Source organism: Brachybacterium sacelli (genome assembly GCF_017876545.1).
Classification (GTDB): Bacteria; Actinomycetota; Actinomycetes; order Actinomycetales; family Dermabacteraceae; genus Brachybacterium; species Brachybacterium sacelli.
Window position 1 is genome coordinate 1,259,101 of record NZ_JAGIOD010000001.1, and the last position, 26,052, is coordinate 1,285,152.

Annotated in this window: 22 protein-coding genes, 1 tRNA gene and 3 rRNA genes; 16 read left to right on the top strand and 10 right to left on the bottom strand. The window is 69.0% G+C overall.

Features of this window, described 5'->3' with window-relative positions; translation table 11 throughout:
* The 11 genes from JOF43_RS05520 (at position 1) to JOF43_RS05570 (ending at position 12,031) form a co-directional block, all read left to right on the top strand.
* On the top strand, positions 1-915 hold the full coding sequence (locus tag JOF43_RS05520) for an ABC transporter permease (protein WP_209900105.1): 915 nt from the start codon (positions 1-3) through the stop codon (positions 913-915).
* Positions 912-1,883, top strand: coding sequence for an ABC transporter ATP-binding protein (locus JOF43_RS05525; RefSeq protein ID WP_377783162.1), 972 nt, complete (start codon positions 912-914; stop codon positions 1,881-1,883). Before JOF43_RS05520 ends, JOF43_RS05525 begins: the two co-directional genes overlap by 4 nt.
* Positions 1,880-2,740, top strand: a complete 861-nt coding sequence (locus tag JOF43_RS05530; protein WP_209900107.1) for an ABC transporter ATP-binding protein — start codon at positions 1,880-1,882, stop codon at positions 2,738-2,740. The genes JOF43_RS05525 and JOF43_RS05530 overlap by 4 nt, the downstream gene beginning before the upstream one ends.
* Positions 2,737-2,898 carry a hypothetical protein gene (locus JOF43_RS05535; protein ID WP_209900108.1) on the top strand — a complete coding sequence of 54 codons (162 nt, stop codon included), beginning with the start codon at positions 2,737-2,739 and terminating at the stop codon, positions 2,896-2,898. Before JOF43_RS05530 ends, JOF43_RS05535 begins: the two co-directional genes overlap by 4 nt.
* 20 nt (positions 2,899-2,918) lie before the next feature.
* Positions 2,919-3,740 carry a LacI family DNA-binding transcriptional regulator gene (locus JOF43_RS05540; protein WP_209900110.1) on the top strand — a complete coding sequence of 274 codons (822 nt, stop codon included), beginning with the start codon at positions 2,919-2,921 and terminating at the stop codon, positions 3,738-3,740.
* Between the two features lie 81 nt (positions 3,741-3,821).
* Positions 3,822-4,679 carry a universal stress protein gene (locus JOF43_RS05545; RefSeq protein ID WP_209900111.1) on the top strand — a complete coding sequence of 286 codons (858 nt, stop codon included), beginning with the start codon at positions 3,822-3,824 and terminating at the stop codon, positions 4,677-4,679.
* A gap of 64 nt (positions 4,680-4,743) precedes the next feature.
* Positions 4,744-4,831, top strand: a tRNA-Ser gene (locus JOF43_RS05550).
* A 646-nt stretch (positions 4,832-5,477) separates the two neighbouring features.
* Positions 5,478-6,996: ribosomal RNA gene (locus JOF43_RS05555) — 16S ribosomal RNA — on the top strand.
* Between the two features lie 351 nt (positions 6,997-7,347).
* Positions 7,348-10,417: ribosomal RNA gene (locus tag JOF43_RS05560) — 23S ribosomal RNA — on the top strand.
* A 111-nt stretch (positions 10,418-10,528) separates the two neighbouring features.
* Positions 10,529-10,645 (top strand): 5S ribosomal RNA (gene rrf, locus JOF43_RS05565).
* The 16S, 23S and 5S rRNA genes sit together here, the layout of an rRNA operon.
* A gap of 147 nt (positions 10,646-10,792) precedes the next feature.
* Complete coding sequence (locus JOF43_RS05570) at positions 10,793-12,031, top strand: MFS transporter (RefSeq protein WP_209900113.1); 1,239 nt, start codon at positions 10,793-10,795, stop codon at positions 12,029-12,031.
* A 28-nt stretch (positions 12,032-12,059) separates the two neighbouring features.
* Here JOF43_RS05570 and JOF43_RS05575 read toward each other — a convergent pair whose 3' ends face one another.
* Positions 12,060-12,332: an HPr family phosphocarrier protein gene (locus JOF43_RS05575; protein ID WP_209900114.1), complete on the bottom strand. Its 273-nt coding sequence runs from the start codon at positions 12,330-12,332 to the stop codon at positions 12,060-12,062.
* A 230-nt stretch (positions 12,333-12,562) separates the two neighbouring features.
* The gene (locus JOF43_RS05580; RefSeq protein WP_209900116.1) at positions 12,563-13,429 is read right to left on the bottom strand and encodes a hypothetical protein; all 867 of its coding nucleotides are present in this window, start codon (positions 13,427-13,429) and stop codon (positions 12,563-12,565) included.
* Positions 13,430-13,478: 49 nt separating this feature from the next.
* Between JOF43_RS05580 and JOF43_RS05585 the strand changes: the two genes are divergently transcribed.
* Positions 13,479-14,156, top strand: a complete 678-nt coding sequence (locus JOF43_RS05585) for a TetR/AcrR family transcriptional regulator (RefSeq protein ID WP_209900118.1) — start codon at positions 13,479-13,481, stop codon at positions 14,154-14,156.
* Between the two features lie 55 nt (positions 14,157-14,211).
* On the opposite strand, the gene JOF43_RS05590 is transcribed toward JOF43_RS05585, so the two are convergent.
* Both JOF43_RS05590 and dps read right to left on the bottom strand, forming a co-directional pair.
* On the bottom strand, positions 14,212-15,573 hold the full coding sequence (locus tag JOF43_RS05590; protein ID WP_209900120.1) for a M20/M25/M40 family metallo-hydrolase: 1,362 nt from the start codon (positions 15,571-15,573) through the stop codon (positions 14,212-14,214).
* Positions 15,574-15,655: 82 nt separating this feature from the next.
* On the bottom strand, positions 15,656-16,147 hold the full coding sequence (gene dps / locus JOF43_RS05595) for a DNA starvation/stationary phase protection protein Dps (protein WP_209900122.1): 492 nt from the start codon (positions 16,145-16,147) through the stop codon (positions 15,656-15,658).
* Positions 16,148-16,315: 168 nt separating this feature from the next.
* On the opposite strand from dps, the gene JOF43_RS05600 reads away from it, so the two are divergent.
* On the top strand, positions 16,316-17,158 hold the full coding sequence (locus tag JOF43_RS05600; RefSeq protein WP_209900123.1) for a hypothetical protein: 843 nt from the start codon (positions 16,316-16,318) through the stop codon (positions 17,156-17,158).
* 4 nt (positions 17,159-17,162) lie between these two features.
* Here the strand turns inward: JOF43_RS05600 and JOF43_RS05605 are convergent, their stop codons facing one another.
* The 3 genes from JOF43_RS05605 to JOF43_RS05615 all read right to left on the bottom strand — a co-directional run bounded on the left by JOF43_RS05605 (position 17,163) and on the right by JOF43_RS05615 (position 19,495).
* Positions 17,163-17,993 (bottom strand): PadR family transcriptional regulator, encoded by an 831-nt coding sequence (locus JOF43_RS05605; protein WP_209900125.1) that lies wholly within the window; start codon positions 17,991-17,993, stop codon positions 17,163-17,165.
* A 138-nt stretch (positions 17,994-18,131) separates the two neighbouring features.
* On the bottom strand, positions 18,132-18,584 hold the full coding sequence (locus JOF43_RS05610) for a SufE family protein (RefSeq protein WP_209900127.1): 453 nt from the start codon (positions 18,582-18,584) through the stop codon (positions 18,132-18,134).
* Positions 18,581-19,495 carry a sulfurtransferase gene (locus JOF43_RS05615; RefSeq protein WP_209900130.1) on the bottom strand — a complete coding sequence of 305 codons (915 nt, stop codon included), beginning with the start codon at positions 19,493-19,495 and terminating at the stop codon, positions 18,581-18,583. The genes JOF43_RS05610 and JOF43_RS05615 overlap by 4 nt, the downstream gene beginning before the upstream one ends.
* A gap of 269 nt (positions 19,496-19,764) precedes the next feature.
* On the opposite strand from JOF43_RS05615, the gene JOF43_RS05620 reads away from it, so the two are divergent.
* Both JOF43_RS05620 and JOF43_RS05625 read left to right on the top strand, forming a co-directional pair.
* Positions 19,765-20,187: a VOC family protein gene (locus JOF43_RS05620; protein ID WP_209900132.1), complete on the top strand. Its 423-nt coding sequence runs from the start codon at positions 19,765-19,767 to the stop codon at positions 20,185-20,187.
* Positions 20,188-20,391: 204 nt separating this feature from the next.
* Positions 20,392-21,726, top strand: a complete 1,335-nt coding sequence (locus tag JOF43_RS05625; RefSeq protein ID WP_209900134.1) for an alkaline phosphatase family protein — start codon at positions 20,392-20,394, stop codon at positions 21,724-21,726.
* A 115-nt stretch (positions 21,727-21,841) separates the two neighbouring features.
* Here the strand turns inward: JOF43_RS05625 and JOF43_RS05630 are convergent, their stop codons facing one another.
* The 3 genes from JOF43_RS05630 to rlmC all read right to left on the bottom strand — a co-directional run bounded on the left by JOF43_RS05630 (position 21,842) and on the right by rlmC (position 24,779).
* Entirely contained in the window at positions 21,842-22,849 is a 1,008-nt protein-coding gene (locus JOF43_RS05630) for an asparaginase (protein ID WP_342592090.1), read from the bottom strand.
* Positions 22,846-23,520 carry an SRPBCC domain-containing protein gene (locus tag JOF43_RS05635; protein WP_209900136.1) on the bottom strand — a complete coding sequence of 225 codons (675 nt, stop codon included), beginning with the start codon at positions 23,518-23,520 and terminating at the stop codon, positions 22,846-22,848. The genes JOF43_RS05630 and JOF43_RS05635 overlap by 4 nt, the downstream gene beginning before the upstream one ends.
* Before the next feature lie 80 nt (positions 23,521-23,600).
* The gene (rlmC, locus tag JOF43_RS05640) at positions 23,601-24,779 is read right to left on the bottom strand and encodes a 23S rRNA (uracil(747)-C(5))-methyltransferase RlmC (protein WP_209900138.1); all 1,179 of its coding nucleotides are present in this window, start codon (positions 24,777-24,779) and stop codon (positions 23,601-23,603) included.
* A 216-nt stretch (positions 24,780-24,995) separates the two neighbouring features.
* Here rlmC and JOF43_RS05645 point away from each other — a divergent pair, with 216 nt between their 5' ends.
* Complete coding sequence (locus tag JOF43_RS05645; RefSeq protein WP_209900139.1) at positions 24,996-26,039, top strand: hypothetical protein; 1,044 nt, start codon at positions 24,996-24,998, stop codon at positions 26,037-26,039.
* Positions 26,040-26,052 lie beyond the last annotated feature (13 nt).

Genomic DNA, 26,052 nt, shown 5'->3' on the forward strand with positions numbered 1-26,052 from the left:
ATGACTTCGACCCTCTCGCGATTCGGTGCCGCCGTGCGTCGCACCTCCACCCCGTCCCTCGTCATCGGCGTCGGTCTGGTCGTGGTGATCGTCCTGTTCGGGCTCCTCGCCCCCTTCGTGGTGGACGACCCGCTGGTCGTGCACAACTACGGCATGCAGGGCCCGTCGGCCGAGCATCTGCTGGGCACCACCCAGACCGGCCAGGACGTCCTGGCGCAGCTGGCCTGGGCCACGCGCGGCTCCCTCCTGGTGGGGGTGATCGTCGCCGTGCTGGCCCTGTTCCTCTCCGCCTTCTTCGGGATCCTCGGGGGGTATCTGGGTGGCTGGCTCGACGAGGTGTTCTCCCTGTTCACCAACGTGGTGCTGATCCTGCCTGGGCTGCCGCTGATGATCGTGATCGGCTCCTACGTGCAGCAGCGCGGTCTGTTGCTGATCGCCGTCATCCTGGCGATCACCTCCTGGGCCGCTGCGGCGCGGGTGCTGCGCTCGCAGACCCTGTCGATCCGCAGCCGCGACTACGTCCAGGCCGCGAAGATCGCCGGCGAGAAACCGCACCGGATCATCGCCGTGGAGATCCTGCCGAACCTGCTGCCGGTCATGTCCAGCGGCTTCGTGTTCGCACTGATCACCGCGATCCTCGGCGAGGCCGGGCTGAGCTTCATCGGCCTCGGCGTGGTCGGCACGCAGACCTGGGGCTCGATGCTCTTCTACGCCCAGAACGGGCAGGCGCTCACGCTCGGCGCCTGGTGGTGGTTCGTGCCGCCCGGCCTGATGATCGCGCTGCTGGGCTGCGGGCTGTCGCTGATCAACTTCTCGATCGACGGCATCATCAATCCCCGCCTGCGGAGTGCGCCGAAGCAGGTCAAGCAGGCCAAGCGCGCCACCAAGGCGCAGAAGGCGGAGGCGATGGCATGAGCACCCCGGACACCACCACCCAGCCCGCGGCCCGGGCCACCACCCCCGGCACCGCGGCCATGGCCGAATCGTCGACGAGTCTCGAGGACTCCCGCTCCGGCGTCGGCTCGCCCGTGCTCGAGGAGGCCGTGCTGAGCGTCGAAGGCCTGTCGGTCCTCTACGAGGTGGATCCTCCCGTGCACGCCGTCCAGGAGGCCTCGTTCTCGCTGCGGCGCGGAGAGATCCTGGGCCTGGCCGGGGAGTCCGGCTGCGGCAAGACCACGCTGGCCTACGGCCTGAACCAGCTGCACCGCCCCCCGGCGCGGGTGGCCTCAGGGACGGTCACCTTCCACGACCGGGACGGCGCCGACGTGGACGTGCTCTCGCTGGCAGGGGAGGAGCTGCGCGCCTTCCGCTGGTCGAAGATCGCGATGGTGTTCCAGGGGGCGATGAACTCCCTGAACCCGGTGCTGAGCATCCGCGCCCAGCTCGCGGACGTGTTCGCCACGCACCGCCCCCACCTGGAGGCCGCCGAGCGCCAGAGCCGCTCGCACGAGCTGCTCGAGCTGGTGGGGGTGGACCCTGCGCGCCTCGGCGCCTTCCCGCACGAGCTCTCGGGCGGGATGCGCCAGCGCGTGATGATCGCGATGGCGCTCGCGCTGGACCCGCAGCTGATGATCATGGACGAGCCGACGACGGCGCTCGACGTGGTGGTCCAGCGGGAGATCCTTCAGGAGATCCTGCGGCTGCGTCAGGAGCTGGGCTTCGCGGTCGTCTTCATCACCCACGATCTGCCGATGCTGCTGGAGATCTCCGACCGGATCGCGGTGATGCGCGGCGGGCGGATCGTCGAGCTGGACACCGCCGAGAACCTCTACTTCGAGCCCCGCGACCCCTACACCCGCCGGCTGCTGGGCTCGTTCCCCTCGCTCACGGGGGACGCGGGCGATTTCGTGCGGGCCGGCTTCGACGGGGAGGAGACACGATGAGCACGCTGACCGTGACGGACCTGTCCAAGACCTATCTGCTGCGCGACGGGCTGCGCTTCAGCCGGCTCGAGGCGGTCAAGAGCGTGACCTTCGAGCTGGTGCCCGGGCGGACGGTCGCCCTGGTGGGGCAGTCCGGCTCGGGGAAGTCGACCATCGCCAAGCTGATCGCCCAGCTGGAGACGCCCAGCTCTGGCACCCTCGCGCTGGACGGCAAGCCGGTGGGCCGGCGGGGGCGGGCGCTGTCCGCGTATCGCGACGAGGTGCAGATGGTCTTCCAGGATCCTTTCGCCTCGCTGAACCCCTTCCACAGCATCGGCCACCACCTCGAGCGGCCTCTGCTGCTGCACGGCAAGGCCACCAAGCAGACCGCCCGCGAGAAGGCCCTCGCCCTGCTCGAGCGGGTGAACCTGTCCCCGGCCGAGTCGTTCGTCGACCGCAAGCCGCACGAGCTCTCCGGCGGCCAGCGCCAGCGGGTCGCGATCGCCCGGGCCCTCGCCCCGGAGCCCAGCATTCTGGTGGCCGACGAACCCGTCTCGATGCTGGACGTGTCGATCCGGCTCGGCGTGCTGAACCTCCTGGCCCGACTGCAGCGCGAGGAGAACCTGGCACTGCTGTACATCACCCACGACCTCGCCACGGCCCGCCACTTCTCCGACGAGATCCTGGTGATGTACCACGGCGACGTGGTCGAACAGGGGGCGGCCGACGAGGTGATCCTGAACCCTCAGGCGGAGTTCACCAAGCAGCTGCTGGTGGCCGCCCCCGAACCCGGCGCCAACCCGCGGTTCCTGGCGGAGGCGAAGCGCCGCGGGGTGCCGATGCCCGATCACCTCGCCGCCCTGGAGGAGACCCCGTGACCGCCCCGACCCACCCGATCTCCCGTCGTGATCTGCACCAGGGCCGGGACCTCCCCGGGACCGCCTCCCCGCAGGGCCACCTGGCACCCGCTGTGCTGCTGAGCGCGCACGACCTGGTGGTTCGGGCCCGGGAGCGGGCTGCGGGGCGGGCCGTCTGATGAGGACGGGGCTGATCGGGATGCCGGCACCGCGAACGATGTGGTCCGTCGGCTCCGAGCAGTTCCACACGCTGGTGCTGCGCGGGCTCGAGGAGGCCGCGATCGCGGCCGGTCACTCGGTGCTCACCGAGGTGGTCGACGGTCCGGGCGCCGAGCTCGCGGTCGTCCGCGCCTGGGCGGCCGAGCGCCGGGTCGACGTGGTGGTCCTCAAGGACCTGCGCCGCGACGACCCGCGGCCGGCGGTGCTGCGGACGGCGGGTGTGCCCTTCGTGCTGGCCGGGGACGTCCGCCAGAGCGGGGCAGACGCCGCTGTGCTCCACGACAACTCCGGAGCGATGTGGAAGCTGCTGGGCGATCTGCTCGCACTGGGTCATCGCCGCATCGGGCACATCGAGGGCCCCGCCGGCCTGCTGCACTCCTACTGGCGCAGAGAGGCCTACGACGCCTTCGTCGTCGAGCACCGACTGCCGTCCCTGCGCGTCGAGGGTGACTACGGCGCGGCGAGCGGCGCCCGCGCCACCGGCGCGCTCCTGGAGCGGGACGAGCCGCCGACGGTGCTGGTCTTCGACAACGACGCCATGGCCATCGGCGGGATCGAGCGGGTGCGGCAGCTGGGCCTCGCCGTTCCCCGCGACATCTCCGTGGTCTCCTGGGACGACTCGCTGGCCTGTCAGGTCAGCGAGCCGCCGCTGGCCGTGCTCGGCCATCGCGCGCATCAGCTCGGCATGGACCTGGGTCGGGCGGCCTCGGCCGTGCTCGCGGGGGCGGCCGACGGGATGCGCCTGGTCCAGGAGCTCCCGGTCCTCACCCGCCGGGGCTCCCTCGCCGGCGTCGTCCCCTGAGCAGGGCAGGGCCCGGGACCCCTCGTCAGGCGCTCGACGGCGGCGTATCCTGGGACGACGCCGCACGGGGAGGTGTGGACCATGGACGTCACGCGCAACATCGTGGTGGGCTACGACGACACCACGGCCTCGACCGCCGCCGTCCACTGGGCCGCGGATCTCGCCCGCAGCAGGGATACCGACCTGCGGATCGTGCACGCGTGGACCTGGCCCCTGCTCGGCAGCGGCATGGCCGAAGTGCCCGTGGTCGACTCCGCCGGCCCCCGCAACCAGGCGCTGCGCCTGCTGGACGACGCCGCCGAGCACATCGCCGCGAACGTCCCCGAGGTGACCGTGCGCACCGACCTGATCCCGGGCAGTGCCCGGGACGTCCTCGACGACCTCTCGCAGAGCGCCGACCTCGTGGTCGTCGGCACCCGGGGCCTCGGGGCGGTGCTGGGCATCCTGCTGGGCTCGGTGAGCCGGGGCCTCCTGCACGATGCGGGCTGCCCGGTCGCCGTGATCCGCTCCGAGCACCACCGCGCGGGTCCTGTGCTGGTCGCCTACGACGGGTCCGATGCCGCAGGAGAGGCCGTCGAGGTGGCCGCGGACCTATCCGCCACCTGGGCGAGCGTGCTGCGGATCGTGCACGTGCAGGACGACGGGCACGCCCCGTACGCCAGCAACCTCGAGGCCTGGAGCGGGGGGAGCCGGTCGAGGGCCCTGCTGGACCAGGCGGAGGGGCGTGCCAGGGACCGGCACGAGGAGCTCACGGTCGAGACGAGGATGCTCGAGGGGCGGTCCGCAGCGGAAGGGCTGCTGTCCGCCGCGGCGGGCGCGCGCATCCTGGTGCTGGGACATCGCGGACTGAGCAAAGGCCCGTTCGGATCGACCGCCCACGCCACCGTCCTGCATGCGACGGGGAACATCCTGGTGGTCCGCCGGCCCGCGGCAGAGTGACCTGACTCGCGTCGACGCCCTCAGGGTTTGAACGGCGGGAGGCGCCACCGCTAGGCTGTCCGACGGTAGCGTGTCCGAGCGGCCGAAGGTGCTTCACTCGAAATGAAGTGTACGGTAACCCCGTACCGCGGGTTCAAATCCCGCCGCTACCGCTCCTGATCAGGGATTTCCCTGGTCGACGAAGGCCCCCTCCGAATACCGGCGGGGGCCTTCGTCGTACTCGAGGTCGGTGTCGTGCTCGCGGAGGCTGCCGGGAGGCGGCCTGCAGCGCACCTCGCCGCCGGACCTCTGCTCCCGGGCGACGAGCCTGCGGCTGAACACCCCCGCCCGGAGCCCTGCGGACCGGCGATGATGCCCGCTGGCGTCGCTAGCACAAGAAGCGCTGAACGCCGTCATCAGCTCGGTGTCGGAACGGTCACCCTCGGAACAGCCCGTTCCGGCTTGACGCTCCCCGCCGACCTGCGTAATGTTCTTCCTCGTGCCCAGCAGAACGGGACAGCGGGAATGCCGGAAGGCTCGACCGGGAAACTCGGACTGACGAGGCACATCGGAACTCCACAATTCAATACGGCGCGGATCACATCCCACCGAGTTGACATGGAGGACCGGACGCCCTAAGTTATAAGGGTTGCCCCGGAGCGGAAGAGCCGAAAGGCTTGGACGGCCGAGTGCGCGTGTTGCTTGATATCTCAATAGCGTGTCTGTTTGTTGATGCCATTATTTTGAATGGCAAATTTTAACGGATGATACAGCAGTTTATGCTGGTTGTTTGTTGTTTGCCGGGATTTTTTCTATGTTTTCATGGAGAGTTTGATCCTGGCTCAGGACGAACGCTGGCGGCGTGCTTAACACATGCAAGTCGAACGATGACGACCGGGCTTGCCTGGTCTGATTAGTGGCGAACGGGTGAGTAACACGTGAGTAACCTGCCCCTCACTTCGGGATAACCTCGGGAAATCGAGGCTAATACCGGATACGAGTTTCCGCCGCATGGTGGTTTCTGGAAAGTTTTTCGGTGAGGGATGGACTCGCGGCCTATCAGTTTGTTGGTGAGGTAATGGCTCACCAAGGCGATGACGGGTAGCCGGCCTGAGAGGGTGACCGGCCACACTGGGACTGAGACACGGCCCAGACTCCTACGGGAGGCAGCAGTGGGGAATATTGCACAATGGGCGAAAGCCTGATGCAGCGACGCCGCGTGAGGGATGACGGCCTTCGGGTTGTAAACCTCTTTCAGTAGGGAAGAAGCGAAAGTGACGGTACCTGCAGAAGAAGCGCCGGCTAACTACGTGCCAGCAGCCGCGGTAATACGTAGGGCGCAAGCGTTGTCCGGAATTATTGGGCGTAAAGAGCTTGTAGGTGGCTTGTCGCGTCTGCCGTGAAAACCCGAGGCTCAACCTCGGGCGTGCGGTGGGTACGGGCAGGCTAGAGTGTGGTAGGGGAGACTGGAACTCCTGGTGTAGCGGTGAAATGCGCAGATATCAGGAAGAACACCGATGGCGAAGGCAGGTCTCTGGGCCATTACTGACACTGAGAAGCGAAAGCATGGGTAGCGAACAGGATTAGATACCCTGGTAGTCCATGCCGTAAACGTTGGGCACTAGGTGTGGGGGACATTCCACGTTCTCCGCGCCGTAGCTAACGCATTAAGTGCCCCGCCTGGGGAGTACGGCCGCAAGGCTAAAACTCAAAGGAATTGACGGGGGCCCGCACAAGCGGCGGAGCATGCTGATTAATTCGATGCAACGCGAAGAACCTTACCAAGGCTTGACATGCACTGGACGGCTGCAGAGATGTGGCTTTCTTTGGACTGGTGCACAGGTGGTGCATGGTTGTCGTCAGCTCGTGTCGTGAGATGTTGGGTTAAGTCCCGCAACGAGCGCAACCCTCGTTCCATGTTGCCAGCGCGTTATGGCGGGGACTCATGGGAGACTGCCGGGGTCAACTCGGAGGAAGGTGGGGACGACGTCAAATCATCATGCCCCTTATGTCTTGGGCTTCAAGCATGCTACAATGGTCGGTACAATGGGTTGCGAAGCTGTGAGGTGGAGCGAATCCCAAAAAGCCGGCCTCAGTTCGGATTGGGGTCTGCAACTCGACCCCATGAAGTCGGAGTCGCTAGTAATCGCAGATCAGCAACGCTGCGGTGAATACGTTCCCGGGCCTTGTACACACCGCCCGTCAAGTCACGAAAGTCGGTAACACCCGAAGCCAGTGGCCCATCCTCGTGAGGGAGCTGTCGAAGGTGGGATCGGTGATTGGGACTAAGTCGTAACAAGGTAGCCGTACCGGAAGGTGCGGCTGGATCACCTCCTTTCTAAGGAGCATCACCAGTATTGGTGGCCATCTTCCTGCCCGAGTGTGGTGGGGGTGGTTGCTCACGGGTGGAACATCAACGGATGGGCACTTCACCGGTCATGGCCGGCTCTAGTACGACTCCTTCGGGGTCTGGAACGGGCTGGGGTGGCGGGTTCGAGGTGGAGACACGCTATTGGGTTGTGAGGCTGCACGCGTCTCCTGGGCTTTCGGGTCTGGGGGTGTGTGGCTGGTCCTCCCTTACCATGGATCGCTGGTTGGCGGTGGTGGTGGGTGTGGGGTTGTTTCTTGAGAACTACATAGTGGACGCGAGCATCTTGTAAGCAATTTTTAGATTTTGTGTCTTTGTGTTGTCTAAGTTTTAAAGGGCGCACGGTGGATGCCTTGGCAAGAAGAGCCGACGAAGGACGTGGGAGTCTGCGAAAAGCCTCGGGGAGTTGACAACCGAACTGTGATCCGAGGATGTCCGAATGGGGAAACCCACCGCGAGTCATGTCGCGGTACCCGCCACTGAATGTATAGGTGGTGTGGAGGGAACGCGGGGAAGTGAAACATCTCAGTACCCGCAGGAAGAGAAAACAAAGAGTGATTCCGTGAGTAGTGGCGAGCGAAAGCGGAGGTGGCTAAACCTGGTCTGTGTGATACCCGGCAGGGGTTGCAGGTTGGGGGTTGTGGGACGTGTCTGGTCCGTCTGCCGGCGGATCGGCGTGGACGTGCAGTGGTAGTCGAAGTCGTGGTGAGTGCGATGGCGTAGAGGGTGTGACCCCCGTAGACGAAACTGCTGTACGGCGTGATGCTGTTCCCGAGTAGCACCGGGCCCGTGAAATCCGGTGTGAATCTGCCAGGACCACCTGGTAAGCCTGAATACTACTTCTTGACCGATAGCGGACAAGTACCGTGAGGGAAAGGTGAAAAGCACCCCGGGAGGGGAGTGAAATAGTACCTGAAACCGTGTGCTTACAATCCGTCGGAGCCTTGAGGGGTGACGGCGTGCCTTTTGAAGAATGAGCCTGCGAGTTAGTGGTCGGTGGCGAGGTTAACCCGTGTGGGGTAGCCGTAGCGAAAGCGAGTCTGAACGGGGCGTTCAGTCGCCGGCTCTAGACCCGAAGCGAAGTGATCTATCCATGGGCAGTGTGAAGCGCGGGTAAGACCGCGTGGAGGCGCGAACCCACTTCAGTTGAAAATGGAGGGGATGACCTGTGGATAGGGGTGAAAGGCCAATCAAACTTCGTGATAGCTGGTTCTCCCCGAAATGCATTTAGGTGCAGCGTTGCGTGTTTCGTGTCGGAGGTAGAGCACTGGATAGGCGATGGGCCCCACCGGGTTACTGACCTTAGCCAAACTCCGAATGCCGATACGTGAGAGCGCAGCAGTGAGACTGTGGGGGATAAGCTTCATGGTCGAGAGGGAAACAGCCCAGAACATCAGCTAAGGCCCCTAAGCGTGTGCTAAGTGGAAAAGGATGTGGAGTTGCTGAGACAACCAGGAGGTTGGCTTAGAAGCAGCCACCCTTGAAAGAGTGCGTAATAGCTCACTGGTCAAGTGATTCTGCGCCGACAATTTAGCGGGGCTCAAGCACACCGCCGAAGCTGTGTCACTCCGGACGTATGTGCCGGGGTGGGTAGGGGAGCGTCGTGCAGCCGGTGAAGCCGCGGGGGAACCCAGTGGTGGAGGCTGTACGAGTGAGAATGCAGGCATGAGTAGCGATAGACGGGTGAGAAACCCGTCCGCCGATTGATCAAGGGTTCCAGGGCCAGGTTAATCCGCCCTGGGTTAGTCGGGACCTAAGGCGAGGCCGACAGGCGTAGTCGATGGACATCGGGTTGATATTCCCGAACCGATCGTAGGAGGACCCATACCGAGGCAGCTGATGCTAACCACCCGAGTCGCCTCCTGTCCCTTCGGGGATGGGTCGGTGGTGAGGCTGGGAACCAAGGTTGTAGTAGGTCAGCGCGAGGGATGACGCAGTGAGGTAGCTTCCGCGGACTTAATGGAATAGTCCGTCTAAGCGTGCAGCCCGGCCCCGGGTAATGCTGGGGCCATGAGGGTCAGACGTGATGGGGATCCCGTAGGGGCGAAGGTGAGTGATCCTGTACTGCCTAGAAAAGTTCCGGCGTGACGAATACGGTCGCCCGTACCCTAAACCGACTCAGGTGATCAGGTAGAGAATACCGAGGCGTTCGAGAGAATCGTGGTTAAGGAACTCGGCAAAATGCCCCCGTAACTTCGGGAGAAGGGGGGCCCGAGGAGTGAGAGCTCTGAGGGCCGCAGAGACCAGGGAGAAGCGACTGTTTACTAAAAACACAGGTCCGTGCGAAGTCGTAAGACGCTGTATACGGACTGACGCCTGCCCGGTGCTGGAAGGTTAAGAGGACCGGTTAGACCCTTTCGGGGGTCGACGCTGAGAATTTAAGCCCCAGTAAACGGCGGTGGTAACTATAACCATCCTAAGGTAGCGAAATTCCTTGTCGGGTAAGTTCCGACCTGCACGAATGGCGTAACGACTTCTCCACTGTCTCAACCGCGAACTCGGCGAAATTGCATTACGAGTAAAGATGCTCGTTACGCGCAGCAGGACGGAAAGACCCCGGGACCTTTACTATAGTTTGATATTGGTGTTCGGGACGGCTTGTGTAGGATAGGTGGGAGACTGGGAAGCATTCACGCCAGTGAGTGTGGAGTCATTGTTGAAATACCACTCTGGTCGTTCTGGATTCCTAACCTCGGTCCGTGATCCGGATCAGGGACAGTGTCTGATGGGTAGTTTAACTGGGGCGGTTGCCTCCTAAAGAGTAACGGAGGCGCTCAAAGGTTCCCTCAGCCTGGTTGGCAATCAGGTGTTGAGTGTAAGTGCACAAGGGAGCTTGACTGCGAGACAGACATGTCGGGCAGGTGCGAAAGCAGGAACTAGTGATCCGGCACTCCATTGTGGAATGGGTGTCGCTCAACGGATAAAAGGTACCCCGGGGATAACAGGCTGATCTTGCCCAAGAGCTCATATCGACGGCATGGTTTGGCACCTCGATGTCGGCTCGTCGCATCCTGGGGCTGGAGTTGGTCCCAAGGGTTAGGCTGTTCGCCTATTAAAGCGGTACGCGAGCTGGGTTTAGAACGTCGTGAGACAGTTCGGTCCCTATCCGCTGCGCGCGTTGGATATTTGAGAAGTCCTGTCCCTAGTACGAGAGGACCGGGATGGACTGACCTCTGGTGTGCCAGTTGTTCTGCCAAGAGCATGGCTGGTTGGCTACGTCGGGAAGGGATAACCGCTGAAAGCATCTAAGCGGGAAGCCTGCTTCAAGATGAGATATCCATGCACCCTTGTGGTGTGAGAGGCCCCCAGTAGATGACTGGGTTGATAGGCCAGATGTGGAAGCACAGCAATGTGTGGAGCTGACTGGTACTAATGGCCGATGACTTAACAACACTTGTATTGTGTGCTGTGTTCGCGTCCACTGTGTGGTTCTGGAGAAACAACCCCGGGACGCCATCTCGTTTGGGGGTGGTGTTGGTGGGCTGGTTGTGTCTCGTCGTGTTACGGCGGTCATAGCGTCGAGGAAACGCCCGGTTCCATTCCGAACCCGGAAGCTAAGCTCGATTGCGCCGATGGTACTGCACTCGGGAGGGTGTGGGAGAGTAGGACGCCGCCGGACATCTTCCACGGGAGTGGGAGGCAGCTGGAGACCCTGGATCCCCGGGGTTTCGCGCCTCCCACTCCCCTTTTTCATGCCCACGTGAGGTGGCGGTCCTCGACGTGGGCAGAACTGTCGTCCGTCGTCCTCGCGAGAGATGCTGGAGCCATGTCGAGCTGTGCACCTGAGACCGCAGAGACCGCTGAGACCCCGGAAGCTGCCGGGATCGCCCAGGCCGTCGACCACGAGGCGCGGTCGGAGTCCGCGCCCGCCCGTGACCGCCATCCCGTCGTCACGGCGCTGGCGCTGTCGGCCGGCACTGCTGCGCTCGTCGGAGCCGAGTTCATCCCAGCCGGCGTGCTGCCCGGTATGGCGGCAGACCTCGGGGTCACCGAAGGCCGAGCGGGTCTCACCGTGGCCGCGACGGCCCTGGCGGGCGCCCTCACCGCTCCGACGATCGCTTCGCTCCTCCCGCGTGCGGACCGGCGCAGCGTGCTGCTGTCCCTGCTCGTGCTCGCGATACTGTCCAATCTCGTCGTCGCGAGCGCCCCGAGCCTGGGAATCGTCCTGGCGGCCCGTGTGCTGCTGGGGATCGCGATCGCCGGGTTCTGGTCCTTCGCCCTGTCCGTCGGGGTTCACGTCACGGGCAGAGCGGCCTTGGTCTCCACCACGGTCGCCCTCGGCACGAGCACGGCGACCATCATCGGGGTGCCGGTCTCCTCCGTGCTCGGCGACATCATCGGCTGGCGCGCCGTCTTCCTGCTCATCTCGGCGCTCACGCTCGTCGCCGGAGGGGTGCTGTGGCGCCTGCTGCCCCCGGTCCCGGCGCAGCCCGGCGCGGGGCTCGCGATGATGCGGCGCGTCCTGGGCAACCGTCGTCTCGTCATCGGGGTCGTGGTGATCTTCGCGGCCGCCTTCGCGAACTTCACCGCATACCCCTACATCCGGGTCGCGATCGAGGCGATCGACGCTTCGGTGGTCTCCGTGCTGCTGCTCGCCTGGGGGCTGGGCGGTCTGGTGGGCAACCTCGCAGGCGGTGCACTGTCGCGCTGGTTGCGCTGGGCCGCCGCCGTGGGGCCCGCGGTGCTGGCCGTGTCGCTCGCGTTCATGGCCAGCACGGAGCAGACGACGGTGCTCGCGCTCGCGGTGGTGCTGTGGGGGATCGGTTTCAACATGGTGCCGGTGACGACGCAGCTGTGGGTCTCCGCGATCGAGCCCTCGCGGGTCGAGTCAGCGGTCGCGCTTCAGGTGACCGCGTTCCAGGTGGCGATCATGAGCGGCGCCGTCGTCGGTGGCCTCCTGGTGGATCATCAGGGCCCGGCGGCGGCGATGCTGCTCGGGGCGTGTGTCGGAGCTCTCGCGGCGGTCGGGTTCGCCTCGATCGCGGTGCGGCCCAGGGCCGCCTGAGGCCCGCGCAGATGCTCCTGACGTCGTCTCAGAGATTCTCGTCGAGGTTCTTCGTCAGCAGTGCGGCGAGGGCGTCGAGCGATTCCTCGGCCCCCTCGCCCTCGGCGCGGAGTGTCACCTCGTCGCCGTGATCCGCGTTCAGCGTCAGCAGCATCAGGATGCTCGAGGCCTTCACCGCAGCCGCACCGGCCTTCTCGATGCTGACCTCGGCCGACTGTTCGCTGGCCGCCTGGGAGAAGATCGCCGCGGGGCGTGCATGGAGCCCACTGGTGCTGGCGATCTTCACGGTACGTTCTGGCATCTGCACGGCCTTTCTCGACGAGTCGATCCCCAGCGTAACGGGGGAGCGAGGTGCTCCGGGACCCGCTCCGTGGCACGGGCCTCGTCTGGTGTTCACCGACAGTCCACTCCCCGGTCGGGCGACCGGAGAGAAACCGTACACCTGCGCAGAAGGTCGCCTGTGCAGGCGGCCCCGGCGCGTACGGTCCGGGGTGAACCGTCAGGGGTGGCGGGATGCGCGCGGGGGAGCGGTCAGCGGAAGCCGCCGACGACGCCCGGGCTGTCGTATCCGGACATTCCCGGGGGCATGGCCTGCGCACTCGTCGGCCCCAGGGCGTCCCTGCCCTTCTCGGAGAGCTCGAACCAGGCGATCATGTCCGGTCCGGGCGTGCGACCGCCGATCGCCTCCCACGTCGTGCCGATGTGCTCGACGACCTCGGCGAGCGGAAGGTTCCACGGCGTGAACCGCCCGTCGGTCACGAATCCCGCGCGGATCTCACCGCGTCCCAGCAGCCGCCCGAGCAGATCCGGGCCCCGCCGTTCGAACTCGGCGTCCTCCAGCGCTCCGGAGCGCGAGAGCAGGTCCACCACGTGCCCCGGATGGATCCAGGTGTGCCGGCCCGTCTCCCGCAGCTGCTCCTCGAGGTCGCTGGGGCGGGACGCTGTGTAGGTGGCCAGCGTCTCCGGGGCCGCGTGGACGGGGGCGCCGCCGGGCCGCGCGTCGAGCCGCCCCTTCTCCTCGGCACGCAGCCGCGCGCCGCGTGGCCCCTCCAGTCGCCAACGCGGCGGGGTCGTCAATCGCAGCGGTCCGGCGGGAGTGCTGAGGGCGAGGGCGAGGAAGCCGTCGCCGAGCATCTCTGCCCCCGCGATCGCGGCGCCGAGCAGACGCGGGTCGCGCAGGCCGACGACGGAGCTCTCCGTCGTCCCTTCGTCGGGACCCTGCGACGGGCCGGCGACCTGCTGGACGCGGGAGTGGAGCACCCAACCGCGGGCGGTGACGGTCCAGGTCCCGCGGGAGGCCACCCGGGTGTGGACGATCGACTGCCCGACCAGCTCTTCGAGCAGGGGGTGGCTGTGCATCTGGTGCCGGCCGGACAAGCCGGACAGGAAGCTGGCCATGTGACCATCCTGCCCCAAGCGGGCCCTTCCTGCGGGATAGCATGGAGCAATGCCCAGTACTGAAGGCCGTGCGCCGGATCCCAGGCCGGCGCGGACGAAGGCGGCGATCTTCGCCGCAGCTCGCGACCTCAGCGCTCATGACGGTGAAGTGACCGTCAATGCGCTCGCCCAGCGGGCCGGCGTCAGCCGGGCCGCGTTCTACAGCCACTTCTCGGGTCTCGACGACCTGATGGGGGCGATGCTCGGGACGATGTTCGACCGCCAGCAGGAGCGCGGCGGCGAGCTCGCGGCGCAGGGGCGCAGCATTCAGGAGATGGTGCGGGTCGCGGCGGCGACGATGGTCGCCTACGTCGCCCACCACCAGGCGTTCCTCCGCGGCGCGCTGGATTGGAAGTTCTCCCACCGCACGTACCTGATCCTCGTCGGCACCCTTTCCAATCTCCATGTCGTGGCGCTGCACCGGCTTCGTGACCAGGTGCCGCTGTCCCCGCCGATCTCGCAGATGGCCCGCTACTTCGCGGGCGGCTCGCTCGACCTGCTGATCCAGTGGCTCGTCGACACCGAGGAGGACGCCCGGGAGGGCCGTGAGCTCGCGCGGGAGCCGCTGCTGGCCGCCGTGCTGCGGATGCTGCCGAGCTGGTACACGGGTCTCGGGCCCGAGGACCCGATCCCCGAGGATCTGGCGCTGGAGTGGCTGGTCGCCGACCCGGAGGCGGGCACCTCCTGAACGACCCGCGGTGAGGGACGGGCGGGAGGAGCTCGAGCCCTCCGGCAGAGCCTGATCAGCAGTCGCGGGCCAGGCGCAGCAGCACCCGCGCCCCGAACCGCACCGCCTCCACCGGCACCCGCTCGTCGACCCCGTGGAACAGTGGGGCGAAATCCAGGTCCGCGGGCAGCTGCAGGGGGGCGAAGCCGTAGCCGGTGATGCCCAGCTCGCGGGAGAGCGCCTTGTTGTCGGTGCCGCCGCTGAGGCAGTAGGGCAGCACCCGGGACCCGGGGTCCTCCGCCTGGATCGAGCGGGTCATCACGTCCACGAGCGCCCCCTCGCGCGGTGAGTCCACGGAGTTGCCGATGTCGTCGACGATCACCTCGACGTGCTCACCGGTCAGCCGGTCCAGCAGGGCGAGCAGCTCGTCCTGGTGCCCGGGCAAAAAGCGGGCGTCGAAGGTGGCCTCGGCCGTCTGCGGGATCACGTTGCCCTTGTAGCCGGCGTCCAGCATGGTCAGGTTCGTCGAGTCGCTGAGCGTGCCCGAGACGAACTGGCGCGCCCCGCCCAGCAGCGGCAGGAAGGAGGCGATGTCGTCCTCGTCCCAGCCGATGCCGGTGATCTCGGTGACCCCGTCGAAGAGGGAGCGCACGCTCGCGATGTACTCGGTGGGGAAGACGTGGTCGTCGATCGCGGCGATCGCGCGGGACAGGCGCACGATGGCGTTCTCGTGGTTGGGGACCGAGCCGTGCCCGGCCCGGCCCGTCGCCCGCAGGTGACCCCACACCAGGCCCTTTTCGGCGGTCTGCAGGAGATAGGCGCGCACGTCCTGGCCGGTGTCCTTCTCCGGCAGGGTGATCGAGTAGCCGCCGACCTCGCTGATGGCCTCCGACATGCCGTCGAAGAGCTCGGGGCGATGCTCGACGATCCACTCCGAGCCCCAGATCCCGCGGTTCTCCTCGTCGGCGAAGAAGGCGAACAACAGGTCCCGCGGCGGCGTCTGCCCGGTACGGGCCAGATGCCGGGCCAGCGCCAGGACCATCGCGACCATGTCCTTCATGTCCACGGCGCCGCGGCCGTAGATCATGCCGTCGCTGATCTCGGCGCCGAAGGGGTCGACCGACCAGTCCTCGGCGCGGGCGGGCACCACGTCGAGATGTCCGTGCAGGATCAGGCCACCGCGCGAGCTGTCCCGGCCCGGCATCCGCGCGAACACGCTGGGCCTGCCCGGCGCGGACTCGTGCACCTCGGGTCGAAGGCCCACTTCGCGCAGCTTCGCGACCACGAACTCGGCCGCCTCCGTCTCGCCCCGACCCCAGGTCGCGGGATCGTTGCCGCCGAAGTTGGTGGTGTCGATCCGGATCAGCTCGCGGGTGAACTCCACCGCCTCGTCCTGCAGCTGGACGAGCTCCTCGGCGGTCGGGTCGGCGATCGGCATGCGGGGTCCTCCTCGGGGTCGGGACCCTCACCGTACTCGGCGGGGCGGAGGACCCGCCCGCGGTCTCAGGAGGACCGGGGTCTCAGGAGGAGGAGCGCTCGAGGTGGGCGCGCACGAACCACTGGAACTTCTCCAGCCCGCGGGTCTGCTCGATGAGGATGTCCTCGGTGAGCGGATCGAGCTCGCCGGCCAGGGTGATGGCCTTGCGGTTCGAGGCGATGATGCCGTCGTAGACCTCGTCGAGGGCATGCAGGTGCTCCTGCGTGTCGGCCTTGCCGAGCGTGTAGTCGGACCAGCTGCGCTCGGCGACCAGGCGCCCGGGGGTGCCGACGGGGGAGCCGCCCAGCTGCGCGATGCGCTCGGCGAGGTCGTCGGCATCGCCGCGCACCTCCTCGACCTGCGGGTCGAGCATCTCGTGGACCGCGATGAAGTGGGGCCCTGTGACGTTCCAATGCGCGTGCTTGAGGGTCAGCTGCAGGTCGTTCATCGCATGCAGGCGGTCCTGCAGCGTCTCGACCAGGCGCACGGAGTCGTCCGTGCCGAGTCCGGGAACGGTGTACGAGAGGTCAGCCATGTCGTCTCCTCCGAGAGGGTGCGAGTGATCGTGGGTCGATCCTCGTACGGGTCAACGCTCCGGGGAAGGGCTGGTGTTCCCGCGTGCACGATTCCCTCGGACCGATCGGTACGAGGCCGTCCGTACGATGGAGGTCCATCCGTCCGCAGATCCGCAGGAGGTGCCTCCGTGAAGCCGCTCGATGCGCTGAGAGGACGACTCGTCGCCGTCCCGGCCGCCGTGCGCCGTCGTTCCCGGGATGCCGCCTCGCGCTCTCGGATCCTCGCCGACGCCCGGGCTCTCTCTCCGGACATCCCGCGCGCCGCCGACGCGGGCCATCTGATCCGCGCCGCCCGCCGGCTCGTGCGCCGTGCAGCGCAGGACGAGTTCGCGCGCGAGGGTGTCACCCAGGTGCGCCTGCCCGAGGAGATGGGCCGCGCCGAACTGCGGCGAGCGGACGTTCCCGGGGAGGCGAGCTTCCAGGCCTTCGTCGAGGACGTGCTCTCCGCGCTCGACATCGCCCCCACCGTGCTCGAGCGCGACGATGCGGTGGAACTGGCCGCGGCGCCGACCTCTGCCGACGGGTACGGGCTGTCCCCGGAGGTGGCCGCGGACCTCGCCTCCTACCTGCTGAGCCGGGCCTTCGAGCTCGACGAGGAGTGCTCCGACGTCGGGGAGTTCTTCGACGCCCAGGCGCAGAGGATCCGGGAGGACGTGCGCGCGGCACTGGTGCGGCAGGTGAAGGTGCCGCTCGAGCTGAAGGTCGCGCGCGATCGGCATCGGCGGATCGAGACCGGGGAGCCGGACGCGGAGAACTTCGCCTCTCCCGTCGGCGGCCCGGGGGACGCTGACGCGACCGACGAGGAGCGGCAGGGCTTCGGGCAGCGGGCGCAGGCCGCCTACGACTTCGCGCAGTCGGAGGCCGGCCGGGCCACCTTCGGCGCCCTGCGCACCGGGGCCGAGAAGGCCTACGAGAAGTACGGCAAGGGCGAGGGAAGGGCGGGCGGGACCGGCTCCGGCGCGAAGCGCTGAGCGCTCAGTCCTGTCCGGCCGACGTCGGGGCCGGGCCGGCGAGGATCGTGTAGATGCCGTGGCGGGTCTCCTCGAGCAGCGTCGCGACCTGACGTACCTGCTCGTCGCTGCCCGAACGAGCGACCTCCCGCACTGCGCCGAGCAGCCCCTGCCCGAGCTCGCGCAGGTCGAGGAGCTCGTCGTCCGCGGAATGCGCGGCCGGGGGGAACGGGTCGGGCCAGGTGGAGGAGTGCTCCTCGACATGGGCGCGTCCGGACTCCGTGAGGCTCGCGAGCTTGCGCCCGCCGACCTTCTCGGTGATGACCAGGCCTTCGTCCTCGAGCTGGCTGAGCGTGGGGTAGATGGCCCCGGGGCTCGGACGCCAGCGGCTGCCGGTGCGTTCGGTGATGGTCTGCATCAGCTGATAGCCGTGCATCGGCTCCTCGGCGAGCAGCAGCAGCACGGCGGTGCGCACGTCCCCGCGGGGCGCCCGGTGCGGTCCGCGACGCTCGCCGCCGCCGCGGGGGCCGCCGCCGCCGCGGGGGCCGCCGCCGCGAGGACCGCGACCTCCTCCACGCGGTCCGCGGGCGCCGAACTCGCCGTCCGGGCCGCCGACGAAGGCGACTCCGTCGGGCCCTCCGCGTCGACCGGGCGCGCCGCCCCATCGCCCGGGGCCGTCGAAGCCGTCCGGGCCGCGGCGTCCGCGACCGCCTCCGCGAGGTCCGCGGCCGTCACCGCGGCGAGAGTCCCCGCCGTCGGTTCCCGTCGGGTCGTGGGGCCCGTCGTGATGGCGGCGGCCGGCGCGGTCGATGTCGTCCCCGAAGCGGGGCTGGTGAAATGGGTGTTGGTGTCGCATGGGGCGACCCCCTTCCTGTCGATGTGCTATCACGATATATCGTTATGTATCGCAGGACAAGGGGGGCTGCGTCACGAGAGTGAGCGGCGCCGGGTCCCGATCGGGTCCCGGCGCCGCGATGATCAGCGGATCAGCAGGTCAGAGGGTGGCCTTGGCGCGGATCTGGCGCTTGATGCGGGCGAGCATCCCGGCCATGCCGTTCAGCCGCAGCGGGCTGACGACCTCTGCGAGGCCGAGCTGACCGGTCACCGCGTCGGGGGTCGCGAGCACCTCGCCGACGCTGCGGCCGTCGAGCGCCTCCGCGAGGATCGCCGCGAAGCCGCGGGTGGTCGGTGCTTCCCGCGGGGCGGAGAAGAACAGTCGCGCGGTCGCCTCGCTGCCGGCGCCCTCCACCTCGGTGACCAGGAAGATCGGCGACTGGCACTCCGGCACCGGCTCGAGCAGCTCGGGATGATCCGCGTAGCGCTCCGGGAGCTCGGGCAGGGACTGGGAGAACTCCAGCAGCAGCTGCAGGCGGTCCTTCCCGCCCAGGGCGTGGAAGTCGTCCGCGATCTCGGCGAACGGTTCGGGCAGGGCGGTGCCGTCGTTCATCGGGTGGGGACCTCGCCCGCCTCGGTGCCGACGGCGATGGGCAGGCGCACGGCGTTGCCCCACTCGGTCCAGGAGCCGTCGTAGTTGCGCACGCTGTCGAAGCCGAGGAGGTAGCGCAGCACGAACCAGGTGTGCGAGGAGCGCTCTCCGATGCGGCAGTACGCGATCACCGGGGCGGAGGGGTCGAAGCCGAGCTCGCCCTGATAGATCGCCTCGAGGTCGGCCCGGGACTTGAAGCGGCCGTCCTCGGCGGCGGCGCGGGCCCACGGCACCGAGCGGGCCGAGGGGATGTGGCCGCCGCGCACGGTGCCCTCCTGCGGGTAGTCCGGCATGTGAGTGCGCTCGCCGGAGTACTCCTGCGGCGAGCGCACGTCGACCAGCTGACCGCCGAGGAAGTCCACCACGTCCTCGCGGAAAGCGCGGATCGGGGCGTCCTCGCGCGGGAGGACCGGATAGCCCGTGGTGGCTACGGGGGAGGCGTCGGTCGAGGTCGTCAGCTCGCGACCCTCGGCCTCCCAGGCGGCGCGGCCGCCGTCGAGCAGACGCACGTCGGCATGGCCGAACAGCTCGAACACCCACAGGGCGTAGGCCGCCCACCAGTTGGACTTGTCCCCGTAGATCACCACGGTGGTCCCGCGGGTGATGCCGGAGGCGTCCATGAGCTTCGCGAAGCCGGCGCCGTCGACGTAGTCGCGGGTGACGGGGTCGTTGAGGTCCAGATGCCAGTCGATCTTCACTGCGCCGGGGATGTGACCGGTCTCGTACAGCAGCACGTCCTCGTCGGATTCGACGACGACGAGATCAGCGCGGTCCCCGGCGCCGAGCCTATCCGCCAGCCACTGGGTGGTCACGAGCTTCTCGGGGTGGGCGTACTCCTGCAGGGCGGGAGTCGGGTCGGCGGGAACGGTCATGGAAGCACCTCTCGAACGCTGGATGGACTGGGTCCAGTCTGTCACCACAGCCCGGGCAGTGGGGGATCGTGAACTGCGCCGGCAGCGGACGACGGCCTCCGCTGCCCGGCCGGCGCGGCCGGATGGACGACGTTCTGCTGGCGTGGGCACCGGTGCTGTCGGCGAGACCGGTCGTGGCGGGACATCTCTGGCATTCCGCGGCCGGGCGGGGAGGGGGTTTCGGAGGTTCGGCTCTTCCCCCGGCCGCCTCCGGCTCCTACGGTGGCCCCATGGAGAACCTTGAGCAGGAACCCATCACCCCCCGACTCGACCTGATCATCCTCGACTGCCCCGATGCGATGGAGCTGGCGACCTTCTACTCGGGCCTGATGAGGTGGCCGCTCGAGGACGGCTCGGACGGTGACTGGGCGACGCTCGCCCCGCCGCGCGGGGGCATCACCCCGGAGAACCCCGACGGCGAGGCCGCCCTCGCCTTCCAGCGGATCGACGACTACCAGCGGCCCACCTGGCCGGGTGGCTCCCACCCCCAGCAGATCCACCTGGACCTCTCCGTGCCCGACATCGACGCGGCCGAGCCGCAGGTGCTCGCGCTCGGGGCGACGGTCCACGAGCACCAGCCCTCGACCTCCGGCAGCTTCCGGGTCTACACGGACCCGGCGGGGCACCCCTTCTGCCTGATCCGCGGCGCCTGAGGGCTCCGGGCCCGCCCGGGCGATCGTGAACGGTTGGGTGGCACGAGTTCCCACGGGGTTCACCGCGGGGCCGCCGGGTCGTGGCCGGGTCGGCCTAGCGTGGGAGCGCTTCCAGGCGCCGGCGCCAGGCACCGGCTCCGCGCACCGCCGAGGGTCGTGCGCCGTCCCGTCCGCCCCCACGTCCCGATCCCGAGGAGACGCGCCGTGTCCCAGACCCTCCAGGCCGCACCCGCCACCCGTGCCCCGTCGGACCCGGGGGAGAACCGACGACTCGTGGTGATCTCCGTCGATGCGATGAGCGTGGTCGACGTCCCCTTCGCGCGCACCCTGCCCAACCTCTCCCGCGTGCTCGCGGGCGGCTGGGGCAGCGCCGAGGCGATCTACCCGACCGTGACCTACCCCAATCACACCTCGCAGACCACCGCCCGCACCGCTGCCGGGCACGGCATCTACGCCAACGAGATCGTGCAGCCCGGAGTGCGCAGGCCCGACTGGTTCTGGGACGCCCGGGCGATCACCTCGCCCACGCTCTTCGACCTCGCGGCCGCGAAGGGCCTGACCACAGCGAGCGTCGGCTGGCCGGTGACCGGGTGGTCCCCGTCGATCGACATCGCCGTCCCCGAGATCTGGGACCCCGCCGGTCTCGACCAGACCCGCGCCGTGCTCCGCGACGCCGCCTCCGAGCGCGGCCGCGCCTACGTGGACCGTCACGCCGGCGAGATCGGCTGGGACACCAAGCACCGCTTCGGCCGGTTCAACACCGCTGTCGCCGTCGACATGATCGGCTCCGACCGGCCCGACGTGCTGTTCGTGCACCTCGTCGACGTGGACTCCGCCCGGCACACCACCGGGCGTTTCACCCCTGAGGTGCGTGAGGCCTTCGAGCGTGTCGACGGCTGGATCGGGGAGATCCTCGACGCCCTCGGCGCGGCCGGGCTCGCCGAGGACACCAACGTCGCGGTCGTCTCCGACCACGGCCACGTCGAGGTGGGTCGCTGCTTCCGTGCCAACCACCTGCTGGTCCAGGAGGGTCTGATCCGACTCGACGAGCAGGGCGAGGTCGCCTCCTGGGATGCCTGGGTGCACGGCTGCGGGCTGACCGGCCAGCTCCACCTGCACCCCGAGGCCGGTCAGTCGACCCGAGAGCGGGTGCTCGCGCTGGTCGAGACCTGGGTGGAGGATCCGGAGATCCCTGTCGCCGCCCTCCTTGGGCGGGAGGTCATGCGCGAGGAGTACGGGTACGACGGCCCGTTCGTCGGCGTCCTGGAGGGCACCAGCGGCACCAACTTCCAGAACCTCTGGGAGGGACGTTCGCTGTACGGCCGCTTCGATCCGGACTACACGTTCCTGCTCAGCCAGCACGGCCACCTGCCCGAGCAGGACATCCAGGCCGTGTTCGCGATGGTCGGCCCGGACATCGCCGACGGCGTGCGGTTCGCGCGCTGCACCGTCCCCGACGAGGCCGCGACCTTCGCCCACCTGCTCGGGCTCGAGTTCCCCGAGGCCGACGGCGAACCGGTCACGCGAGTGCGGGCCTGAGCTGCTCACTGCTCCGGGATGCAGCCGCCTGCGCCGAGAAAGGAGCCACCTGAGCGGTACTCCTTTCGACGCCGTCGATGCTCTGCGGCAGGACGGCGGCCCCCGCGTCTGCAGCTCAGGAGGCGTAGGCCTCGAAAGACCTCCTGATCTGCTCCGGTGAGGCGTCGGCGGTGAGCAGTACCTGGAGCAGCAGGCGCGCCTTGGGGGGCGGGAGGAAACCGGCCATGACCGCCCCTGCCTCCAGCAGATCCACCTCGCTGCCGGGGTAGGCGTAGTGATGGGTGGAGGTGCCGCCGGTGGCGATGCGGGTCGCGACCACCACCGGAACCCCGGCCTCCAGCAGGCGCCGCAGCCGCGGCATCGCGGCAGGGGAGACGTGCCCCATCCCGACCCCGGCGATCACCAGTCCCGCGAGCGTGCCGGGCGGCAGGTCATCGAGCAGGTCCAGGTCGTCGTCGAGCCCGGCCATCAGCGACGGCACCCGCGGGAACCGGTCCGCCGGTGCACCCGGCAGACGCGCCGCGCGGCCCGGGCCCGGGTGCAGCAGACGCACCTCATCCCCGTCGATCATCCCCACCGGCCCCGACGGCGCCGAGGCGAAGGCCGAGACCGAGCGGGAGGAGGCCTTCGTGACCTGGTCCGCGAGATGCACCTCGGCATCGAACACCACGAGCACGCCCAGACCGCGGGCCGCAGGGGAGGCCGCCGTGCGCACCGCGTCGCGCAGGTTCGACGGCCCGTCGGCCCCCGGAGCGCTCGCAGGCCGCATCGCCCCGGTCACCACCAGCGGTGCCTCCCGATCCCAGAACCGCTCCAGCAGGAACGCCGACTCCTCGAGGGTATCCGTGCCGTGCGTGAGGACCACGCCGTCGGCCCCCTCGTCGACCGCGCGCCGCGCCTGCTCGAGCGCCGCACGGAGATGATGAGGGCGCACGTCGGAGGAGGAGACGTTCGCGATCTCGTGAGTCGTGAGCGCCACCCCGTCGATCAGTGCGCTCGCGAGGCGGGCGCCGGCGGTGTCGTCCGGAGCCGCATGCCGGCCCGGCGCGCTCTGGGTCATGGTGATGGTGCCGCCCAGGGTCACCAGGGTGACGGCGGCCGACGGGTCGGTCGCGGTGGTCACGAGAGTTCGGGCTCCTCGCCCAGGTAGAAGGCGGCGGTGCGGACCGAGGCCTTGCGGGCGGGCTTCTTGTCCGCCCCCGAGGCGACGTGGGCCGTGAACCAGGCGTCGGCCGTCGCGCGGGTGAACGCGGCCCCCTCGGGGGAGGCGGCGAAGGCCCCCAGCTCAGCCAGCAGCGGGGCCGAAGGGTCCTCGAGGTGCAGAGCCAGCCCGTACAGCGCGCCGTCCCAGCCGCAGCCGGTCGCGGCCGGACCGAAGGTCGCCCAGTGCGCGTCGGCCGGGACGGTGTGCCGCAGTGTGAAGCGGGTGCGCGGCCCGGTGTCCTCCCCACCGGTCCCCTCGTCAGCCTCCTCAGGGGTCACCAGCAGCTCCATCTCGCTCACGCTGTTGCCGAACTCCCAGGTCAGAAGGAGGCGGTGTGGTGCGTCGACGGCGACCACGCGGCCGCTGGTCTCCATGTCGGGCAGCTCGTAGCGGCCGCCCTCGACCACTTCGCCGCTCGCGCGGCCGAACCACGCGCCGAGATGGTCACCGATGGTCAGGGCGGACCACAGTTCCTCGGGGGCGACGGCGAAGCTCTGGGCGAGCGAGACGGTGTTGCCGTTCTTCGCGGGGGAGACGGTGCGGGTGACGTCGGTCAGCTGGGACTCGGGGGTCACGGTGGGCGCGGTCATGGGGCTCCTTGATCGGCGGGGTCCGGCGGGGTGCGGGGAGTCGGGATGCGGCGGTACGGCGGGGTGCAGGTCCCACTGTGTCAGGCCGCGGCGGTGCGGCGCAGACGCACGATGACCTCCGCGTGCTCCGTGTGCGGGAACATGTCCACGAAGCGCCCGGCGACGATCCGCAGCGAGGGCATGAGGGCCAGGTCCGTGGCCAGGGTCGCCGGATTGCAGCTGGAGTAGACGACGTCCCGTACGCCCGAGCTCTCGAGCCAGGCGGCGAGCTCGGCGCCGATCCCGCGGCGAGGAGGGTTCACGACCACGACGTCCGGCGGGCCCTCGACACCGGAGGCCTCGCGGATCGCCCAGGCGGTCGCGTCCTCGGCCAGGAAGTCGGCGGTGACGCCCTGGGCCACGGCGGCCTCGCGCGCGCCCTCGATGGCCTGCGGGGAGACCTCGACACCGGTGACCCGCGCCGCGGGGACGGCGCGGGCCGCGTGCAGGGCGAAACCGCCCAGACCGCAGTAGAGGTCCCACAGGCGCGGGGCGGCGGAACCGGTGACGGCACGCTCGGCGGCGATCTCGGCGATCCAGTCCGCGGCCTGGCGATAGAGGGAGGCGGCGACCTCGGTGTTGGTCTGCAGGAAGGACTGCGGGCGGGCGAACAGCGTCACGTCCCCGGTGCGCACGGCGATCGAGGAGGCCCCCGCGAGGGAGATCTCCTCCTCGCCCTCGACCCGGGTGGTGTGCGCGGGGTGGATGTTCGCGCTGACCGCGATGACGGAGGGGTGCTCGGCCAGCAGCGCCGGCAGATGCTCGCGGATCCTGGCCAGCGCGCGATCGCTGCGCAGCACGAGACGCAGCAGGTGCTCCCCGTCTGGGGAAGCGGTGACCAGCACGTTCTTCAGCTCGCCGCGGCGGCGCGCCACGTCGTACGGCGGCACCTGCGCCCGACGGATCAGTACCTTGGCCCCCTCGAGGACCTCCTCGACGCCGTCGGGGTACAGCGGGCAGTCGCACAGGTCCGCACCGAGCGCCTGACCGGGCAGTCCCAGGATCGGCTCCTGCGCGGTGCCGCCGACGGCCATCTTGCCGCGGGCGCGGAACCCGGCGTCGGGCCCGGTGATCGGCTCCCCCCATGCCTCGGCGACGGCGAGGTACGGGGCGAGCAGCTCCTCGACGCGGCCGCGTCCCTCGGCGATCTGTCGCGGCCGGGGGAGATCCAGCAGGGTGCACGATCTGCACTCCCCGGACTCGAAATGGTGGCACCGCACCTCAGCAGTCTACGAGGACGGACGCGGGCATGGCGTCGCCTGTCGGAGCCCCCCGGTACCGTCGCCGACGGGTCACGAGACGCGGCTGCACTCCTTCGACAGAGGCCGCGCGGCAACCGGAACCGAACCCGGTGCCCGTCGAGGAAGACCCGGCCGGAGGGCGCCCGCCCGTCCGGTCAGGCGGCCCGGAAGGGCCCACGTCGGAAGGCCACCGTCATGGAGCACGAGAACGACTCCCACACCGCCACCTGGCACGAGCAGCTGCTCGAGCTGGACCTGCCTGGCGTCGGCCCGATCACCGCGAGCGGGGACCCCGCCCTGTTCGTCGAGCCCGGTCCCGGAGTGGACGAATGCGCCGGGGATCGCGGGGACGGGGGCGAGGTCGAGTTCCACCGTCGCGGCCCCACCACGCCATTTGCGCGCGAAACCGTGCGGGCGACGCTGCGGGCCCGGCCGCCGCTCGCGCTCGAGCACACCTGGCTGGTGGTGCCCGCCCTCGGGCCCGTGCTTCCCACGATGAGCCCGAAGGGGCCGGTGGTGGCCGACCTCAGCGGGCGGGAGCCCCCGCTCGAGGTGCGTCCGGTGGCCGGAGACGCACCGGGGCGGCCCAGTACCGAGGGGGCCCGGGCCGGCGCCCCGCTCGATGGCCCTCCTCGCCCTGTGCGCCCTCCCGAGCTCAGGTGGTTCCGGCGGCCGGCGATCGCCGCCGCCCTGCGTCGGCGCGGAGGGATGATCGCCTCCGGGGCGCTGGTGGGCGCGCAGCGCGACTGGTTCGAGCCCGCCGTCGCAGCACGGGAGGACCTGCTGGCCGCGCATCCCAACCAGGCGCTCGAGCGGGCGCTGCGGGTCGCCGTCGACCACGGGCAGGTCGCGGTGCTCCGGATCGGCCCCGGCGGGCTCGACGTGGTCCCCACCGGCGCGGACCCGCGCGTACCCCTCCTGTCGGGACGAGAACTGCTGGTCACCGCGCGACCGTCGCAGTGCCCCCTGCAGGGACAGGACGGCTGCGGGCCGTGCCGTCCTCTCGGCGGGCCGTGGATCCGGGCCGCCCAGGAGGCGCAGGTGGACTGGGAGGCCCGACGGGCGCTGGCGCTCGCCGTCCAGCCCTGCGGGGTGTGCTTCGGGGAGGCGCTGCCCCCGGAAGCGGATCAGCCCCAGGTGCCGCGGCTGAGCCACCGGGCGTCGGTGATGGAGATCAGCCGACTGCACCTGCGCGGCGGGGAGGTGGTGCGGATCGACCCGATCGCCCCGCCGCGGTGAACGAGCGCGGAAC

What these genes read in the sequence shown, in the direction of transcription:
- JOF43_RS05585 (WP_209900118.1), top strand. Translation starts at nt 13,479, where the DNA reads ATGCCCAGTACTGAAGGCCGTGCGCCGGATCCCAGGCCGGCGCGGACG.
- JOF43_RS05645 (WP_209900139.1), top strand. Translation starts at nt 24,996, where the DNA reads ATGGAGCACGAGAACGACTCCCACACCGCCACCTGGCACGAGCAGCTG.
- JOF43_RS05605 (WP_209900125.1), bottom strand. Translation starts at nt 17,993, where the DNA reads ATGCGACACCAACACCCATTTCACCAGCCCCGCTTCGGGGACGACATC.
- JOF43_RS05580 (WP_209900116.1), bottom strand. Translation starts at nt 13,429, where the DNA reads ATGGCCAGCTTCCTGTCCGGCTTGTCCGGCCGGCACCAGATGCACAGC.
- JOF43_RS05570 (WP_209900113.1), top strand. Translation starts at nt 10,793, where the DNA reads ATGTCGAGCTGTGCACCTGAGACCGCAGAGACCGCTGAGACCCCGGAA.
- dps (WP_209900122.1), bottom strand. Translation starts at nt 16,147, where the DNA reads ATGGCTGACCTCTCGTACACCGTTCCCGGACTCGGCACGGACGACTCC.
- JOF43_RS05540 (WP_209900110.1), top strand. Translation starts at nt 2,919, where the DNA reads ATGCCGGCACCGCGAACGATGTGGTCCGTCGGCTCCGAGCAGTTCCAC.
- JOF43_RS05525 (WP_377783162.1), top strand. Translation starts at nt 912, where the DNA reads ATGAGCACCCCGGACACCACCACCCAGCCCGCGGCCCGGGCCACCACC.
- JOF43_RS05530 (WP_209900107.1), top strand. Translation starts at nt 1,880, where the DNA reads ATGAGCACGCTGACCGTGACGGACCTGTCCAAGACCTATCTGCTGCGC.
- JOF43_RS05620 (WP_209900132.1), top strand. Translation starts at nt 19,765, where the DNA reads ATGGAGAACCTTGAGCAGGAACCCATCACCCCCCGACTCGACCTGATC.
- JOF43_RS05615 (WP_209900130.1), bottom strand. Translation starts at nt 19,495, where the DNA reads ATGACCGTTCCCGCCGACCCGACTCCCGCCCTGCAGGAGTACGCCCAC.
- JOF43_RS05590 (WP_209900120.1), bottom strand. Translation starts at nt 15,573, where the DNA reads ATGCCGATCGCCGACCCGACCGCCGAGGAGCTCGTCCAGCTGCAGGAC.
- JOF43_RS05635 (WP_209900136.1), bottom strand. Translation starts at nt 23,520, where the DNA reads ATGACCGCGCCCACCGTGACCCCCGAGTCCCAGCTGACCGACGTCACC.
- JOF43_RS05575 (WP_209900114.1), bottom strand. Translation starts at nt 12,332, where the DNA reads ATGCCAGAACGTACCGTGAAGATCGCCAGCACCAGTGGGCTCCATGCA.
- JOF43_RS05610 (WP_209900127.1), bottom strand. Translation starts at nt 18,584, where the DNA reads ATGAACGACGGCACCGCCCTGCCCGAACCGTTCGCCGAGATCGCGGAC.
- JOF43_RS05545 (WP_209900111.1), top strand. Translation starts at nt 3,822, where the DNA reads ATGGACGTCACGCGCAACATCGTGGTGGGCTACGACGACACCACGGCC.
- JOF43_RS05520 (WP_209900105.1), top strand. Translation starts at nt 1, where the DNA reads ATGACTTCGACCCTCTCGCGATTCGGTGCCGCCGTGCGTCGCACCTCC.